Origin of the sequence: Achromobacter xylosoxidans A8 (assembly GCF_000165835.1) — a bacterium.
Lineage (GTDB): Bacteria > Pseudomonadota > Gammaproteobacteria > Burkholderiales > Burkholderiaceae_B > Achromobacter > Achromobacter xylosoxidans_B.
In genome coordinates this window covers 5,943,072-5,954,934 of sequence record NC_014640.1, presented here as the reverse complement: position 1 = coordinate 5,954,934, position 11,863 = coordinate 5,943,072, and the positions used below count along the sequence as shown (strand labels likewise).

Annotated in this window: 14 protein-coding genes; 10 read left to right on the top strand and 4 right to left on the bottom strand. The window is 67.3% G+C overall.

Annotated elements, in window-relative coordinates; genetic code table 11:
• Positions 1-11: 11 nt before the first annotated feature.
• Positions 12-827, bottom strand: coding sequence for an HAD-IIB family hydrolase (locus AXYL_RS27545; RefSeq protein ID WP_013396165.1), 816 nt, complete (start codon positions 825-827; stop codon positions 12-14).
• A gap of 151 nt (positions 828-978) precedes the next feature.
• On the opposite strand from AXYL_RS27545, the gene ribBA reads away from it, so the two are divergent.
• The 6 genes from ribBA (at position 979) to AXYL_RS27515 (ending at position 5,485) form a co-directional block, all read left to right on the top strand.
• On the top strand, positions 979-2,154 hold the full coding sequence (gene ribBA / locus AXYL_RS27540) for a bifunctional 3,4-dihydroxy-2-butanone-4-phosphate synthase/GTP cyclohydrolase II (RefSeq protein ID WP_013396164.1): 1,176 nt from the start codon (positions 979-981) through the stop codon (positions 2,152-2,154).
• A 10-nt stretch (positions 2,155-2,164) separates the two neighbouring features.
• On the top strand, positions 2,165-2,695 hold the full coding sequence (gene ribH, locus AXYL_RS27535; RefSeq protein ID WP_006391339.1) for a 6,7-dimethyl-8-ribityllumazine synthase: 531 nt from the start codon (positions 2,165-2,167) through the stop codon (positions 2,693-2,695).
• Complete coding sequence (gene nusB / locus AXYL_RS27530; RefSeq protein WP_013396163.1) at positions 2,664-3,158, top strand: transcription antitermination factor NusB; 495 nt, start codon at positions 2,664-2,666, stop codon at positions 3,156-3,158. Before ribH ends, nusB begins: the two co-directional genes overlap by 32 nt.
• 235 nt (positions 3,159-3,393) lie before the next feature.
• Entirely contained in the window at positions 3,394-4,359 is a 966-nt protein-coding gene (gene thiL, locus AXYL_RS27525; protein ID WP_013396162.1) for a thiamine-phosphate kinase, read from the top strand.
• A 56-nt stretch (positions 4,360-4,415) separates the two neighbouring features.
• Positions 4,416-4,922 carry a phosphatidylglycerophosphatase A gene (locus tag AXYL_RS27520; protein ID WP_041656413.1) on the top strand — a complete coding sequence of 169 codons (507 nt, stop codon included), beginning with the start codon at positions 4,416-4,418 and terminating at the stop codon, positions 4,920-4,922.
• Positions 4,919-5,485 (top strand): CinA family protein, encoded by a 567-nt coding sequence (locus AXYL_RS27515; protein WP_013396160.1) that lies wholly within the window; start codon positions 4,919-4,921, stop codon positions 5,483-5,485. Before AXYL_RS27520 ends, AXYL_RS27515 begins: the two co-directional genes overlap by 4 nt.
• A gap of 42 nt (positions 5,486-5,527) precedes the next feature.
• Here the strand turns inward: AXYL_RS27515 and pyrF are convergent, their stop codons facing one another.
• From pyrF to AXYL_RS27500, 3 genes are read right to left on the bottom strand one after another with little or no spacing between them, the layout of a single operon-like run.
• Positions 5,528-6,346, bottom strand: coding sequence for an orotidine-5'-phosphate decarboxylase (pyrF, locus tag AXYL_RS27510; RefSeq protein WP_013396159.1), 819 nt, complete (start codon positions 6,344-6,346; stop codon positions 5,528-5,530).
• 6 nt (positions 6,347-6,352) lie between these two features.
• Positions 6,353-7,672 carry an NAD(P)/FAD-dependent oxidoreductase gene (locus AXYL_RS27505; RefSeq protein WP_041654339.1) on the bottom strand — a complete coding sequence of 440 codons (1,320 nt, stop codon included), beginning with the start codon at positions 7,670-7,672 and terminating at the stop codon, positions 6,353-6,355.
• A 49-nt stretch (positions 7,673-7,721) separates the two neighbouring features.
• Positions 7,722-8,120, bottom strand: coding sequence for a diacylglycerol kinase (locus AXYL_RS27500; RefSeq protein WP_013396157.1), 399 nt, complete (start codon positions 8,118-8,120; stop codon positions 7,722-7,724).
• Positions 8,121-8,292: 172 nt separating this feature from the next.
• On the opposite strand from AXYL_RS27500, the gene AXYL_RS27495 reads away from it, so the two are divergent.
• The 4 genes from AXYL_RS27495 (at position 8,293) to AXYL_RS27480 (ending at position 11,841) form a co-directional block, all read left to right on the top strand.
• Complete coding sequence (locus AXYL_RS27495; protein WP_013396156.1) at positions 8,293-9,030, top strand: FadR/GntR family transcriptional regulator; 738 nt, start codon at positions 8,293-8,295, stop codon at positions 9,028-9,030.
• A 49-nt stretch (positions 9,031-9,079) separates the two neighbouring features.
• Positions 9,080-10,114, top strand: a complete 1,035-nt coding sequence (locus AXYL_RS27490) for an L-idonate 5-dehydrogenase (RefSeq protein ID WP_013396155.1) — start codon at positions 9,080-9,082, stop codon at positions 10,112-10,114.
• 61 nt (positions 10,115-10,175) lie between these two features.
• On the top strand, positions 10,176-11,150 hold the full coding sequence (locus AXYL_RS27485; RefSeq protein ID WP_013396154.1) for a sialic acid TRAP transporter substrate-binding protein SiaP: 975 nt from the start codon (positions 10,176-10,178) through the stop codon (positions 11,148-11,150).
• Between the two features lie 64 nt (positions 11,151-11,214).
• Positions 11,215-11,841 carry a TRAP transporter small permease gene (locus AXYL_RS27480; protein WP_013396153.1) on the top strand — a complete coding sequence of 209 codons (627 nt, stop codon included), beginning with the start codon at positions 11,215-11,217 and terminating at the stop codon, positions 11,839-11,841.
• Positions 11,842-11,863 lie beyond the last annotated feature (22 nt).

The following is an 11,863-nucleotide window of genomic DNA, read 5'->3' as shown; positions in this document are numbered from 1 at the left end:
GTGTGCGGACCTCAGGCCGGCTGTACTTGGGTGGACCGCGCGGCGAGCAGCCGGTCGGCCATTTCGACGAAGCCCGCACCGCCATGGAAGGCGGCGACGAAGGCGGGGCGGTGCGTCAGGCGGTGCAGCTGGGCCTGGATATTGGCCACGCCGACCGAAATCGGGAAGTAAGCGAACATGGGCTCGTCGTTGGGCGAGTCGCCGATGAACAGAGTGCTGTCCAGGGCGTTCGCCACGTCCGCGCCGAACTCGCGCTGGAACATGGTGCGGGTCATGGTGAGCTTGTCGTAGTTGCCGAACCAGCCATTGACGTGGATGGAGCTGACCTTGGCCTGGGCGCCGGCTTCCTCGAAGATCTGGACGATGCGGCTGATGGCGGCATCGGGCAGGGCCGGCACGTCCTCGCAGAAATCGATGGCCAGGTCGGCCACGCGGTAATCCTGGTCGCTGGCCACGGCGGCGCCGGGCACTTCGGCCAGGACGCGGTCGCGGATGGCGTCCAGCTTGCGGCGGCTGGCCTGGCGCGAGGCGGCGTCGGTCCAGTAGTGGGTGGTCATGCGGCGGGCCTGGCGGTCATAGGCGTAGTAGAACGCGCCGTTCTCGCCGACCACGGCGCGTACCGGCCACATGCGGGCGATATGGTCGCACCAGCCGGCCGGGCGGCCGGTGATGGGCACGACCTGGATGCCGGCCTGCTCCAGGCGCTCCAGCGCCGCGTAGGCGTCCGCCGGCAGGCGGCCCTCGGTGGTCAGGGTGTCGTCGATGTCGGTCAGCACGACGCGGACGGCCGCCGCGACGGTCAAAGGCATGGCCGCAAGGGCTTGCATGTGGGGTTTCCTTGGCTCGGTTTTTAAGGGGTGGTCTCCGGGCGAAAGTTTACCGGAGGCCCCCGCCGGGCGGGGCCGGCAGGGCCGGATAGGGGTTCCGCCTCCAGGGGCGGTAAAATCCGGGCTTTCCCGCCTGGTTTACGTGCCCGCCATGTCCGTCCAGTTGTCCCCCTTGCCCGGCTCCGAGCCGGAATCCTTCGGTATCGCTTCGGTTGCCGAAATCATCGCCGAGCTGCGCGCCGGCCGCATCGTCATCCTGGTTGACGAGGAAGACCGTGAAAACGAGGGCGACCTGGTCATGGCCGCCGAATTCGTCACGCCCGAAGCCATCAACTTCATGGTGACCCATGGCCGCGGCCTGGTTTGCCTGACCCTGACCGAAGAGCGCTGCCGCCAGCTGGACCTGCCCCTGATGGCGGCCCGCAACGGCACGCGCTACGGCACCAACTTCACCCAGTCCATCGAGGCCGCCGAAGGCGTCGAGACCGGTATTTCGGCCGCCGACCGCGCCCGCACCATCCAGGTGGCGGTGGCGCGCGACGCCAAGCCCTCGGACCTGGTCCAGCCCGGCCACATCTTCCCGGTGCGCGCGGTGCCCGGCGGCGTGCTGGTGCGCGCCGGCCACACCGAGGCAGGCTGCGACCTGACCGCCATGGCCGGCCTGACGCCCGCCGCCGTGATCTGTGAAATCCTCAAGCCCGACGGCACCATGGCCCGCCTGCCGGACCTGGTGCAGTTCGCCCGCGAGCACGGCCTGAAGATCGGCACCATCGCCGACCTGATCCAGTACCGCAGCGAACACGAATCCATCGTCAAGCGCGTGGGCAAGCGCACCATGCAGACGGCCTGGGGCGAGTTCGAGGCCGTGGCCTACGAAGACGCCGCCACCGGCTCCGCCCATTTGGCGCTGGTGCATGGTAACGTGACTCCCGATGCCGAAACGCTGGTGCGCGTGCACGAACCGGCCTCCGTGCTGGACGTGCTGGACACCGGCGCCAGCCCGCACAGCTGGGGCGTGGCGCAGGCCCTGCAAGCGATTGCGGCTGCGCCTGCCGGGGTGCTGGTGCTGATGAATTGCCAGTCGTCCACGGAGCACCTGTTCGGCCAGATTGCCGGCTGGAATGACCCGAAGGCCCAGGCCAACCCCGCCAACGCCGACCGTTACGGCCTGCGTACCTACGGGATAGGCGCCCAGATTCTGCGTGACCTGAACGTGGGCCAGATGAAGCTGCTGGCCCGGCCGCGCAAGATGCCCAGCATGGCGGGCTTCTCGCTCACCATTACGGGTTACGATTGCGACCCTCCGAATACTCCCGCAACACACTGAAGGCCGACATATGAACCCTTACATCCTTACCCCCGACCTGAACGGCGAAGGGCTGCACATCGGCATCGTACGCGCCCGCTTCAACGAGGAAATCGGCCAGGCCGAACTCGAAGCGTGCCTGAAGGAACTGGCCGAACTGGGCGTGGACGAGCGCGACGTGATGGTCGCCACCGTTCCGGGCGCCCTGGAACTGGGCGTGGCCCTGTCCCACATGGCCGAAACGTTTGAATTCGACGCCCTGATCGCGCTGGGCGCGGTCATCCGCGGCGAGACCTATCACTTTGAAGTGGTCAGCAATGAAATGGCCACTGCAATCACCCGTATTTCCCTGGAAACCGGCATCCCCGTCGCCAATGGCGTGCTGACCGTCGACACCGACGAGCAGGCGCAGGCGCGCGCCGCCGGCAAGGGCCGCGATTGCGCCCAGGTGGCCGTTGAAATGGCCAACCTGGTGGCGGCCCTGGAACCCGAGGAAGAAGACGAAGACGACGAAGACGAGGACGAAGATTTTGACGACGAAGAAGACGACGACCAGCGCTGATAGCGCGGCGCAAGCCCGCGCCAACGCGCGCAGCGCGCGCCGCCGCGCCCGCGAGTTCGCCCTGCAGGGCGTGTACGCGTGGCTGCTGCGTGGCGGCGAAGGCACGCAGGACGCCGGCGAGATCGACGCCCATCTGCGCGACACCGAGGACTTTTCCGAGGCCGACGCGCAGTGGTTCAAGACCTTGCTGCATGGCGTGCTGCGCGAAGCGCCCGCGTTGCGCCAGCGTTTCACGCCCTATGTCGACCGTCCGCTGGCCGAACTGTCGCCTGTCGAGCATGGCATCCTGCTGATCGGCAGCTTCGAACTGATCCATCACGTCGAAGTGCCGTACAAGGTCGCCATCAATGAAGCCGTCGAACTGGCCAAGTCGTTCGGCGGCACCGACGGCTTCAAGTTCGTCAACGGCGTGCTGGACAAGCTGGCGGCCGACGTGCGCGCGAACGAAGTCAACAAGAGGTAGTCTCCCCCCCCGAAGCGCTGCGCGCTTCCCCCCCAGGGGGGCGCCGCTGCGGACCGGCGGAGCCGGATCCGCGCGGCCCGGATTGGGGGGGTACCTGTTTCTTGCCGCGAGGTCTTGCCGCGCGAGGTGTGGGTTGGGGTTTCTTCCTGATTGCGGGGCGCGCCGCATGATTTGTGGGGGCGGCAAGCCCCCGTGGTTTCAATGCCGGCCAGCTGCGCCGGACTGCGGAGTTGCCTTGGCGTCCGAATTTGATTTGATCGCGCGCTATTTCACCCGCGCGGCGCCTGCCGGCCTGCTGGGCGTGGGCGATGATTGCGCCCTGTTCCCGGTCCCGCCCGGCGAGCAGGTGGCTACCAGCACGGACCTGCTGCTGGAAGGCCGCCATTTCTTTCCCGATGTCGATCCGAAGTCGCTGGGACACAAGGCCCTGGCGGTGAACTTGTCCGACCTGGCCGCCATGGGCGCCCGTCCCATCGGCTGCGTGCTGGGCCTGGCCTTGCCGCGGCTGGACGAGCCCTGGCTGGCGGCGTTCGCCGAAGGCTTCCATGCGTTGGCCGGCGCTCACGACTGCCCGCTGATCGGCGGCGACACCACCCGCAGCGCGCATGACCTTGCCATCAGCGTCACCGTGTTCGGCGCAGTACCCGCCGGGCAGGCCTTGCGCCGCGACGGCGCGCGCGCTGGGGACGACATCTGGGTATCGGGCGAACTGGGGGCGGCTGACGTCGCCTACCGCCTGCTGGACGGGCAGTACCCCGCCAACCCGGCGCTGCTCGCGGCGACCCGTGGCGCCCTCGAATGGCCGCAGCCCCAGGTGGCGCTGGGCCTGGCGCTGCGCGGCGTCGCCCATGCCGCCATTGACCTCTCCGACGGCCTGCTGCAGGACCTGGGCCACATCCTGGCCGCCAGCCGCGTGGGCGCCACGCTGCATTACGCGCAGATGCCCGTGGCAGCCGCCCTGGCGTCCCTGGAAGATGCGCCGCTGCGCCGCGCGGTGCTGGGCGGTGGCGACGTCTACCAGCTATGCTTCACCGCGCCCGTCTCCCGGCGCGAGGCCGTGCTGGCCGCGGCGGCGTCGGCCGGCGCGCGCGTCACCCGCGTGGGGCAGACCCAGGCGCAGCCCGGCCTGTCCGTGCTGGACAGCCAGGGCCAGCCCCTGGCCGAGCTGCCGGCGGGTTTCGATCACTTTCCCGCGGCCTGATCCGCCGCATTCCAACCCTCACCCCCATGTCCGCGACCGACAATCGTCCCACCTCCATGCGCGACCGCGCCCGGACCGCATATCCGCCGTTGTCCTGGGTCTGCCGGGATCCGGGGAGGCTCATTGCCTTCGGCTTCGGCAGCGGCCTGATCCGGCCGGCTTCGGGCACCTGGGGCACGCTGCTGGCCTGGGCGATCTGGGTCGCCGCCGCGCCCGCCGCATCGGACCTGGCAATCGGCGTGTTCCTGGCGCTGGCTTTTTTGTACGGATGCTGGGCCTGCCATCGCGTCGGCCGTGAACTCCAGCAGTCGGATCATGTCGGAATGGTCTGGGACGAGATGGTGGCGTTCTGGCTGGTGCTCTGGCTGACGCCAGCGGGCTGGTTGTCGCAGGCGCTGGCGTTCGTGCTGTTCCGCACGTTCGACATCGTCAAGCCGCCTCCCATCAAGTTCTTCGACGCCCACATCAAGGGCGGTTTCGGCGTGATGTGGGACGATATCGTGGCGGCCGCATACGCCTTGCTGGTCATGGCGCTGGTCGTGCGCACTGGAGTCTTGGGATGAGCGGACAACAAGAAGGCAGCCAGCCGAATCTGTCGGCCGGGCAACTGGCGCAGGCCACGTCGCTGGCGCTGGCCGAAAGGCTGGGCGAAACGCTGCGGCGCAAGGGTTGGATGCTGGGCACGGCCGAATCCTGCACCGGCGGCCTGCTGGCCGGCGCGATGACCGCGGTGGCGGGGTCCAGCGACTGGTTCGAGCGCGGCTTCGTCACCTACAGCAACGAAGCCAAGGTCTCCGAGCTGGACGTGTCGCCCGACGCCTTGCACCACTTCGGCGCCGTCAGCGAACCGGTGGCGCTGGAGATGGCCAATGGCGTGCTGTTGGCGTCCCCCGCTGCGCATGTGGCGGTATCGACGACCGGCATTGCCGGTCCTGGCGGGGCCACACCCGGCAAGCCGGTGGGCATGGTGTGCTTCGGTTTCGCGCTGCGTGCGGGCGAGGGCATCAGCAGCCGCGCCGTCACGCATGTGTTCCCGGGCGACCGCGCGCAAGTGCGTCAGGCAGCGGTGGATTACGCGCTGCGTGGCCTGCTGGAGTTGTTGGGAGCGCCGGTCAACCGGCGCTGAAGTAAGGATTTCCGCGGCTGGGGGTGCAAGACCCCCGCCGGATCAGCGCACCGCGTTGATCGCGTCGCGCAAGCCCTTGGCCGCCGTGCCGGCGGCTTCGCGCCAGTCGTCGCCGCCGCTGGCGTAGATGATGGCGCGGGAAGAGTTGATCATCATGCCGCTGCGGGCCGCGTTGGCGCCTGCGTTCACGGTGGCGGTGATGTCGCCGCCCTGGGCGCCGATGCCCGGCACCAGCAGGGGCACCGCGTCGCCGATGCGCTCGCGCACCGCGGCCAGCTCATTCGGGAAGGTCGCGCCCACCACCAGGCCGCACTGGCCGTTGGCGTTCCATTTGTCGGCGACCAGGCCCGCGACGTGCAGGTACAGCGGCTCGCCATTGTCCATCTTCAGGAATTGCAGGTCCGAGCCGCCGGGGTTGGAGGTGCGGCACAGCACGATCACGCCGCGGTCGCGCCACGCCAGGTAGGGCTCGACCGAGTCCAGGCCCATGTAGGGGCTGACGGTCAGCGCATGCGCCTGGTAGCGTTCGTAGGCTTCGCGGGCATAGTTTTCGGCGGTGGAGCCGATGTCGCCACGCTTGGCGTCCAGCACGATGGGCAGGTCCGGATGCTTCTCGCGAATGTGCTGGCACAGCGCTTCCAGCTGGTCTTCGGCGCGGTGCGCGGCGAAGTAGGCGATCTGCGGCTTGAAGCTGCAGGCGTAGGGCGCGGTGGCGTCCACGATGTCGCGGCAGAACTGGAAGATGGCGTCCGGCTTGTCCTGCAATTCGCGCGGGAAGCGCTGCGGATCGGGATCCAGCCCGACTTGCAGGAGCGAGTTGCTGGTGGTCCAGGCGTGTTCGAGTTTTTGCAGGAAATTCATGGGAGTTCAGTGCAGTTTGACCCGCGGGCGCGTGCGCCGCATGAGCAGGCGGGCCAGGGCAAGGGAGGCGGTACGCGAGATGCCGAGCACCGCCTTGTGGTGCATCAGGTGCAGGCTCATGTACATCAGGCGTGCCAGTGTACCGCTTACGAACAGTCCCCGCCCCGCCAGCTTGCCCATCAGGCTGCCGACCCCGGCGTCCTGGCCCAGCGACACCAGGGAACCGTGGTCCTCGTAGACATAGGGCGCGGTGGGCTCGGCCGCGTGGCGCAGGCGCGCGGTGAGCTTCTTGGCCAGGTAGTCGGCTTCCTGGTGCGCGGCCTGCGCGCGGGCCGGCACGCTGCGGCCGTCGCGCCAGGGCGCGGCGCAGCAGTCGCCCAGCGCCAGGATGTGCGGATCGGCGGTTTCCAGGCGCTCGTTCACTTCCAGCTGGCCCACCTTGTTCAGCGGCAGGCCCAGGTCGGCCAGCAGGGCCGGACCCTGGATGCCGGCGGCCCACATGCAGAGTTGGGCGGGGAATTCGCGGCCATCGGCCGTCTTGACGCTGTCGGCCGTGACTTCGGAGACCCGGCAGGAGGCTTCGACCCGGATGCCCAACTCGGTCAGCCGCTTGGTGGCCGCCACTGAGATTTTTTCGGGCAGGGCCGACAGGATGCGCGGCGCGCCCTCGACCAGGGTGATGGCCAGGTCGCGTTCGGCTTGGAAATTGGGCAGGCCGTAGGCGCTGACCACGTGGCTGGCCTCGACCAGTTCCACCGCCAGTTCGACGCCGGTGGCGCCGCCGCCCACGATCACCAGATCCAGCCGGGCCGAAGGGTTGCGCACCTTGGCCTGGTCCACCAGCGCCATGGCCTTGAGCATGGTCAGGCGGAATTGCTCGGCGTTTTCGGTCGAGTCCAGCGTCACCGCGTGTTCGGCCGCACCGGGGGTATTGAAGAAATTGGAGGTGCTGCCCATCGCCAGCACCAGGGTGTCGTAGGCCAGTTCGCGGCGCGGCAGGACTTCCTGGCCCTGCGCGTCGTTCACCGCGTCCAGGGTGATGCGGCGTTGCTCGCGGTCGACCTGTTCCAGGCGGCCTTGCGCGAACGAAAACCCGTTCATATGGGCCAGCATCAGGTAGGACAGGCCTTCCTGGTGGATGTCCAAGGTGCCCGCGGCAGCCTCATGCAGCGAGGGTTTCCAGATATGGAAGGGGCGGCTGTCGACCAGCGTGATGTGTTGCCGGCCATGCACGCGGCCCAGCTTGGCCGCCAATTCCAGACCGCCGGCGCCGCCGCCGACGATGACAATGCGCTCGGAAGAGTCGGGCGTCGATCTAGGCATCATGGTTCCCAGTATAAATAGCGGCGCATCTCCCCGGAGATGACTAGCCGTGTCAATGCATGACGAAACGGCTGATGGCCACGCCCACCCAGACCGTCCCGGCGAAGATCAGCAGCAGCATCACCGCGGCGCTGCCCAGGTCCTTGGCGCGTCCCAGCAGCGGGTGCGATTCGACCGAAAGCGCGTCGGCCAGCGCTTCGATGGCGGAATTCAGCAACTCCACCGCCAGCACCATGATTACCGTGCCGATCAGGAAAAACACTTCGACCGTGGTTCGGCCGAGGAAGAACGCGGCCGGAATCATCAGCACGGCCAGCGCCAGTTCCTGGCGGAAAGCCGCCTCGTACTTGATGGCGGCCTTCAGGCCCTGCAGGGAGTAGCGCAGCGCATTGAGGATGCGACGCAGGCCGCCTGTGCTCTTGTAGGGCGAGTGATGCGGATTGTGTGACATGGATGCTGAAAGTGGGCTGGGTGTGGCGGCTTTTTAACAGATATGCATTGCCCGCGAAGCCATCGCGTGGATCTTTGGGCAAACCCTAATTGTGACCTATGCAGCAGCGGCGCAAGATTTGGTCAATTGGTAAGGCCACTTTACCTTTTGGCCTGAATTTTCCATCCAGTCCATGCCTATCCAGACCATCGAACCTCGCCGCCTGTACCGCCAGATCGCCGACCAGCTCCGCTTGCTGATCGAGACGGGCGAGTTTCCGGTCGGCGCGCGCCTGCCGCCCGAGCGCGATCTCGCGCTCAAGTTGGGCGTGTCGCGCCCTTCGGTACGCGAGGCGCTGATCGCGCTGGAGGTCGAAGGCTGGGTGGAAGTGCGCATGGGCTCGGGCGTCTATGTGCAAAGCCTGGCCGGGGGGCCGCGCGCCAGCCTGATGGCCGAGAGCCCGCTGGAAACCATACGCGCCCGCCAGGTGATCGAAGGCGAACTGGCCGCGCAGGCCGCGTTGCGCAACTCCCCCGCGCTGGTGGATGGTTTGGCCGAAGCCGTCGGCACCATGGAAGACGAGGCGCTGGCCGGCAACGTGCCGATCCGCGGCGACCGGCTGTTCCATCTGCGCGTCGCCGAGATGGCGAACAATGCCGTGCTGGTGCGCGTGGTGAGCGAACTGTTCGACGAGCGCCACAACCCCTTGTCCGTGAAGCTGGGCGACTACTTCGAAAATCCTTCCAGTTGGGCGGCCGCCATCGCCGAGCATCGCAAGGTGATCGACGCCATCCGCGCCGGCGACGACCGCGGCGCGCGTGCTGCCATGCACCACCATCTGGCCTGCTCGCATGACCGCCTTACCGCAAGCTGGCCCGGCGCGGACGCTCCCGGCCAGCCGCTAGCCAGCCGGGAGCAGACGACACCATGAGCATCACGCGCCGGTGCCCCCCGTTCGGAATGACCAGGAGAAAATCGCCATGACGCTGGCCTGTCGCATCCACGGGGCGCGCGACCTGCGCCTGGAACCGGACGAAGTCGCGCCGCTGGCGCCGCACGAGGTGGAACTGAGACTGGGGGCTGCGGGCATCTGCGGTTCCGACCTGCACTATTTCCTGCATGGCCGCGTGGGCGCCTTCGTCATCCGCGAGCCTCTCATCCCCGGCCACGAGGCTTCGGGCGTGGTGCTGCGCACCGGCGAGGCCGTGCGCTCGGTGGCGCCGGGCATGAAGGTTGCGATCAATCCCTCTCATCCCTGTGGCGGCTGCGATTACTGCCGCGCCGGCCGCGACAATCTTTGCCGCAATATGCGCTTTCTCGGCAGCGCCAGCCTCTATCCGCATGTGCAAGGCATGTTCCGCGAGCGCTTCGTGATGGGCGAGCGGCAACTGACGCCGGTGCCGGAAGAGGATGTCTCGCTGGGCGAGATCGCCTGTGCCGAGCCGCTGTCCATCGGCCTGCACGGCGTCAACCGGGCCGGACCGATGATGGGCAAGCATGTCCTGGTGACGGGGGGCGGCACCATAGGCTGCATGACCGTGTTGGCAGCCAGACTGGCGGGCGCGGCGCGCGTGACGGTGGTGGACGTGGCCGACCGGCCGCTGGAGATGGCGCGTCAGGTCGGCGCCGATGAGGCCATGCGCAGCGACCTGCTCGCGCCCACCGATCTGGCCGATATCGCCGACATCAGCATCGAGGCCGCCGGCAGTCCGGCGGCGCTGGCGACCTGCCTGACGGCGACGCGGCGCGGCGGCCGCATCGTGCAAGTGGGAACGCTGCCCGCCGAGGGCATCGCGTTTCCGGCCAACAACATCATGGCGCGGGAGCTCGACTATGTCGGCGCGTTCCGCGCGGGTGTGGAGTTCGATTGGGCGGTCTCTTACCTGCGTACGCGCAAGGTGGACGTGCGACCCCTGATGAGCGCGCAGTTGCCGTTGTCGCAGGCATTCGAGGCCTTCGAGCTGGCGGCGGATCGCAGTCGCAGTACCAAGGTGCAACTTGTAGTTGAAGCATGAACCGCTGGCGGCCCACCATGGGCCGCCACGCCGGGCATTCAAAAAACAACGAGGAGACGACATGAACCTAGGCAACGCCGTCAAGGCGCTGGTTGCCGCCCTGGCGCTCGCCGCCAGCGGCAGCGTGCTGGCGCAGACCAAGCTCAAGTGGGCCCACGTGTACGAGACATCCGAACCCTTCCATACCGCTTCCGTCTGGGCGGCGCAGGAAATCGGCAAACGCACCAACGGCCGCTACCAGATCGACGTATACCCGGCCTCGCAGCTGGGCAAGGAAAACGACATCAACCAGGGCCTGACCCTGGGCACGGTGGACATCATCATCTCGGGCTCCAGCTTCGCGGCCAAGAGCTTTCCCCGCATCGGCGTCACTTACTACCCCTACATCTTCCGCAATCCCGAGCACCTGATCGCCTACACCAAGAGCGACATCTACAAAGAGCTCACGCGCGGCTACGACGAGAAGAGCGGCAACCACATCGTCGCCACCACGTACTACGGCACGCGCCAGACCACCTCCAACCGCGCCTTCACCAAGTGTTCCGAAATGAAGGGCCTGAAGATCCGCGTGCCCGACGTGGCAGCCTATCTGGCCATGCCGCGCGCCTGCGGCGCCAATACCGCGCCGATCGCCTTTGCCGAGGTTTATCTGGCCTTGCAGAACGGCACCGTGGAAGCGCAGGAGAATCCGCTCACCACCATCGAGGCCAAGAAGTTCTACGAAGTGCAGAAGAACATCATCCTCACGGGCCACATCGTCGATCACCTGAACACGGTCATCTCGGGAAAGTTGTGGAAGAGCCTGTCCGACGAGGACAAGAAGATCTTCTCCGAAGTCGCGCAGCAGGCGGCGGAAAAGGCGTCCGCCGAGGTCGCCGAAAGCGAGAAGAAGATGGTCGAGGTGTTCCGCAAGCGCGGCCTGAACGTGGCGGAAGTGAACGTCGCGGATTTCCGCGACACCGTGCTGGAGAAGGTGCCGTTCAAGCAGTACGGCTACGAAAAATCGGATTGGGAACGGATCCAGGCCGTGAAGTAAGCGCACCCGGGGCCGTCAGCGCGGCCCCGCAGCGACCCGTCCGATTCCGCACAAGGGGAACGCCATGCATTCAGATGCCAAGGCCGCCGTCATGGCGGCCGCCAGCAACAACCCTGTCCATCCCGCCGGGCACCAGCCGCCCGCCACGGCGGAAGAAATCGTCCACAGTTTCGAGGAAGCCGACCAGCACGAGGTCAGCCTGGCTGGCTACCAGCCCGAGGACTGGATCTGCCTGGGCATCTTCTGGGTCATGGCGCTACTGGTCTTCCTGCAGTTCTTTTCGCGCTACGTGCTGAACGATTCCTACGCCTGGACCGAGGAACTTGCCGTCTATTGCCTGATCGGCGTGGTGTTCATCGGTTCGGCCATGTGCGTGCGGGCCTGCCGCCACATCCAGGTGGACTTCCTGTATCGCTATCTGCCGCGCCCTGTCGGCCGGGCGCTGGCCACCGTCATCGACCTGCTGCGCACGGCGTTCTTCGGCTATGCGGTGTGGCTTACCTACCGCTACATCGTCCTGGTGGGCGACGAGCCCATGACCACGCTGTTCTGGAACAAGGCCTATGTCTACTGGATGGCGCTGGCCGGGTTCGTCCTGATGTTCCTGCGCTCGGTGCAGGTGTCGGCGCGCAACTGGCGCCAGGGCTACTCCATCCTGGAAAACCCCGCGGCCTACGAGTCGCAGGACTAGCCGGGGCAGCCCCGGAACCCGA

Bases quoted from the DNA above. Each gene is read 5' to 3' on its own strand.
- AXYL_RS27515 (WP_013396160.1), top strand. From the start codon at position 4,919: ATGAGCGGACAACAAGAAGGCAGCCAGCCGAATCTGTCGGCCGGGCAA.
- AXYL_RS27495 (WP_013396156.1), top strand. From the start codon at position 8,293: ATGCCTATCCAGACCATCGAACCTCGCCGCCTGTACCGCCAGATCGCC.
- ribH (WP_006391339.1), top strand. From the start codon at position 2,165: ATGAACCCTTACATCCTTACCCCCGACCTGAACGGCGAAGGGCTGCAC.
- AXYL_RS27520 (WP_041656413.1), top strand. From the start codon at position 4,416: ATGCGCGACCGCGCCCGGACCGCATATCCGCCGTTGTCCTGGGTCTGC.
- AXYL_RS27505 (WP_041654339.1), bottom strand. From the start codon at position 7,672: ATGATGCCTAGATCGACGCCCGACTCTTCCGAGCGCATTGTCATCGTC.
- AXYL_RS27490 (WP_013396155.1), top strand. From the start codon at position 9,080: ATGACGCTGGCCTGTCGCATCCACGGGGCGCGCGACCTGCGCCTGGAA.
- AXYL_RS27545 (WP_013396165.1), bottom strand. From the start codon at position 827: ATGCAAGCCCTTGCGGCCATGCCTTTGACCGTCGCGGCGGCCGTCCGC.
- pyrF (WP_013396159.1), bottom strand. From the start codon at position 6,346: ATGAATTTCCTGCAAAAACTCGAACACGCCTGGACCACCAGCAACTCG.
- AXYL_RS27500 (WP_013396157.1), bottom strand. From the start codon at position 8,120: ATGTCACACAATCCGCATCACTCGCCCTACAAGAGCACAGGCGGCCTG.
- AXYL_RS27485 (WP_013396154.1), top strand. From the start codon at position 10,176: ATGAACCTAGGCAACGCCGTCAAGGCGCTGGTTGCCGCCCTGGCGCTC.
- ribBA (WP_013396164.1), top strand. From the start codon at position 979: ATGTCCGTCCAGTTGTCCCCCTTGCCCGGCTCCGAGCCGGAATCCTTC.
- AXYL_RS27480 (WP_013396153.1), top strand. From the start codon at position 11,215: ATGCATTCAGATGCCAAGGCCGCCGTCATGGCGGCCGCCAGCAACAAC.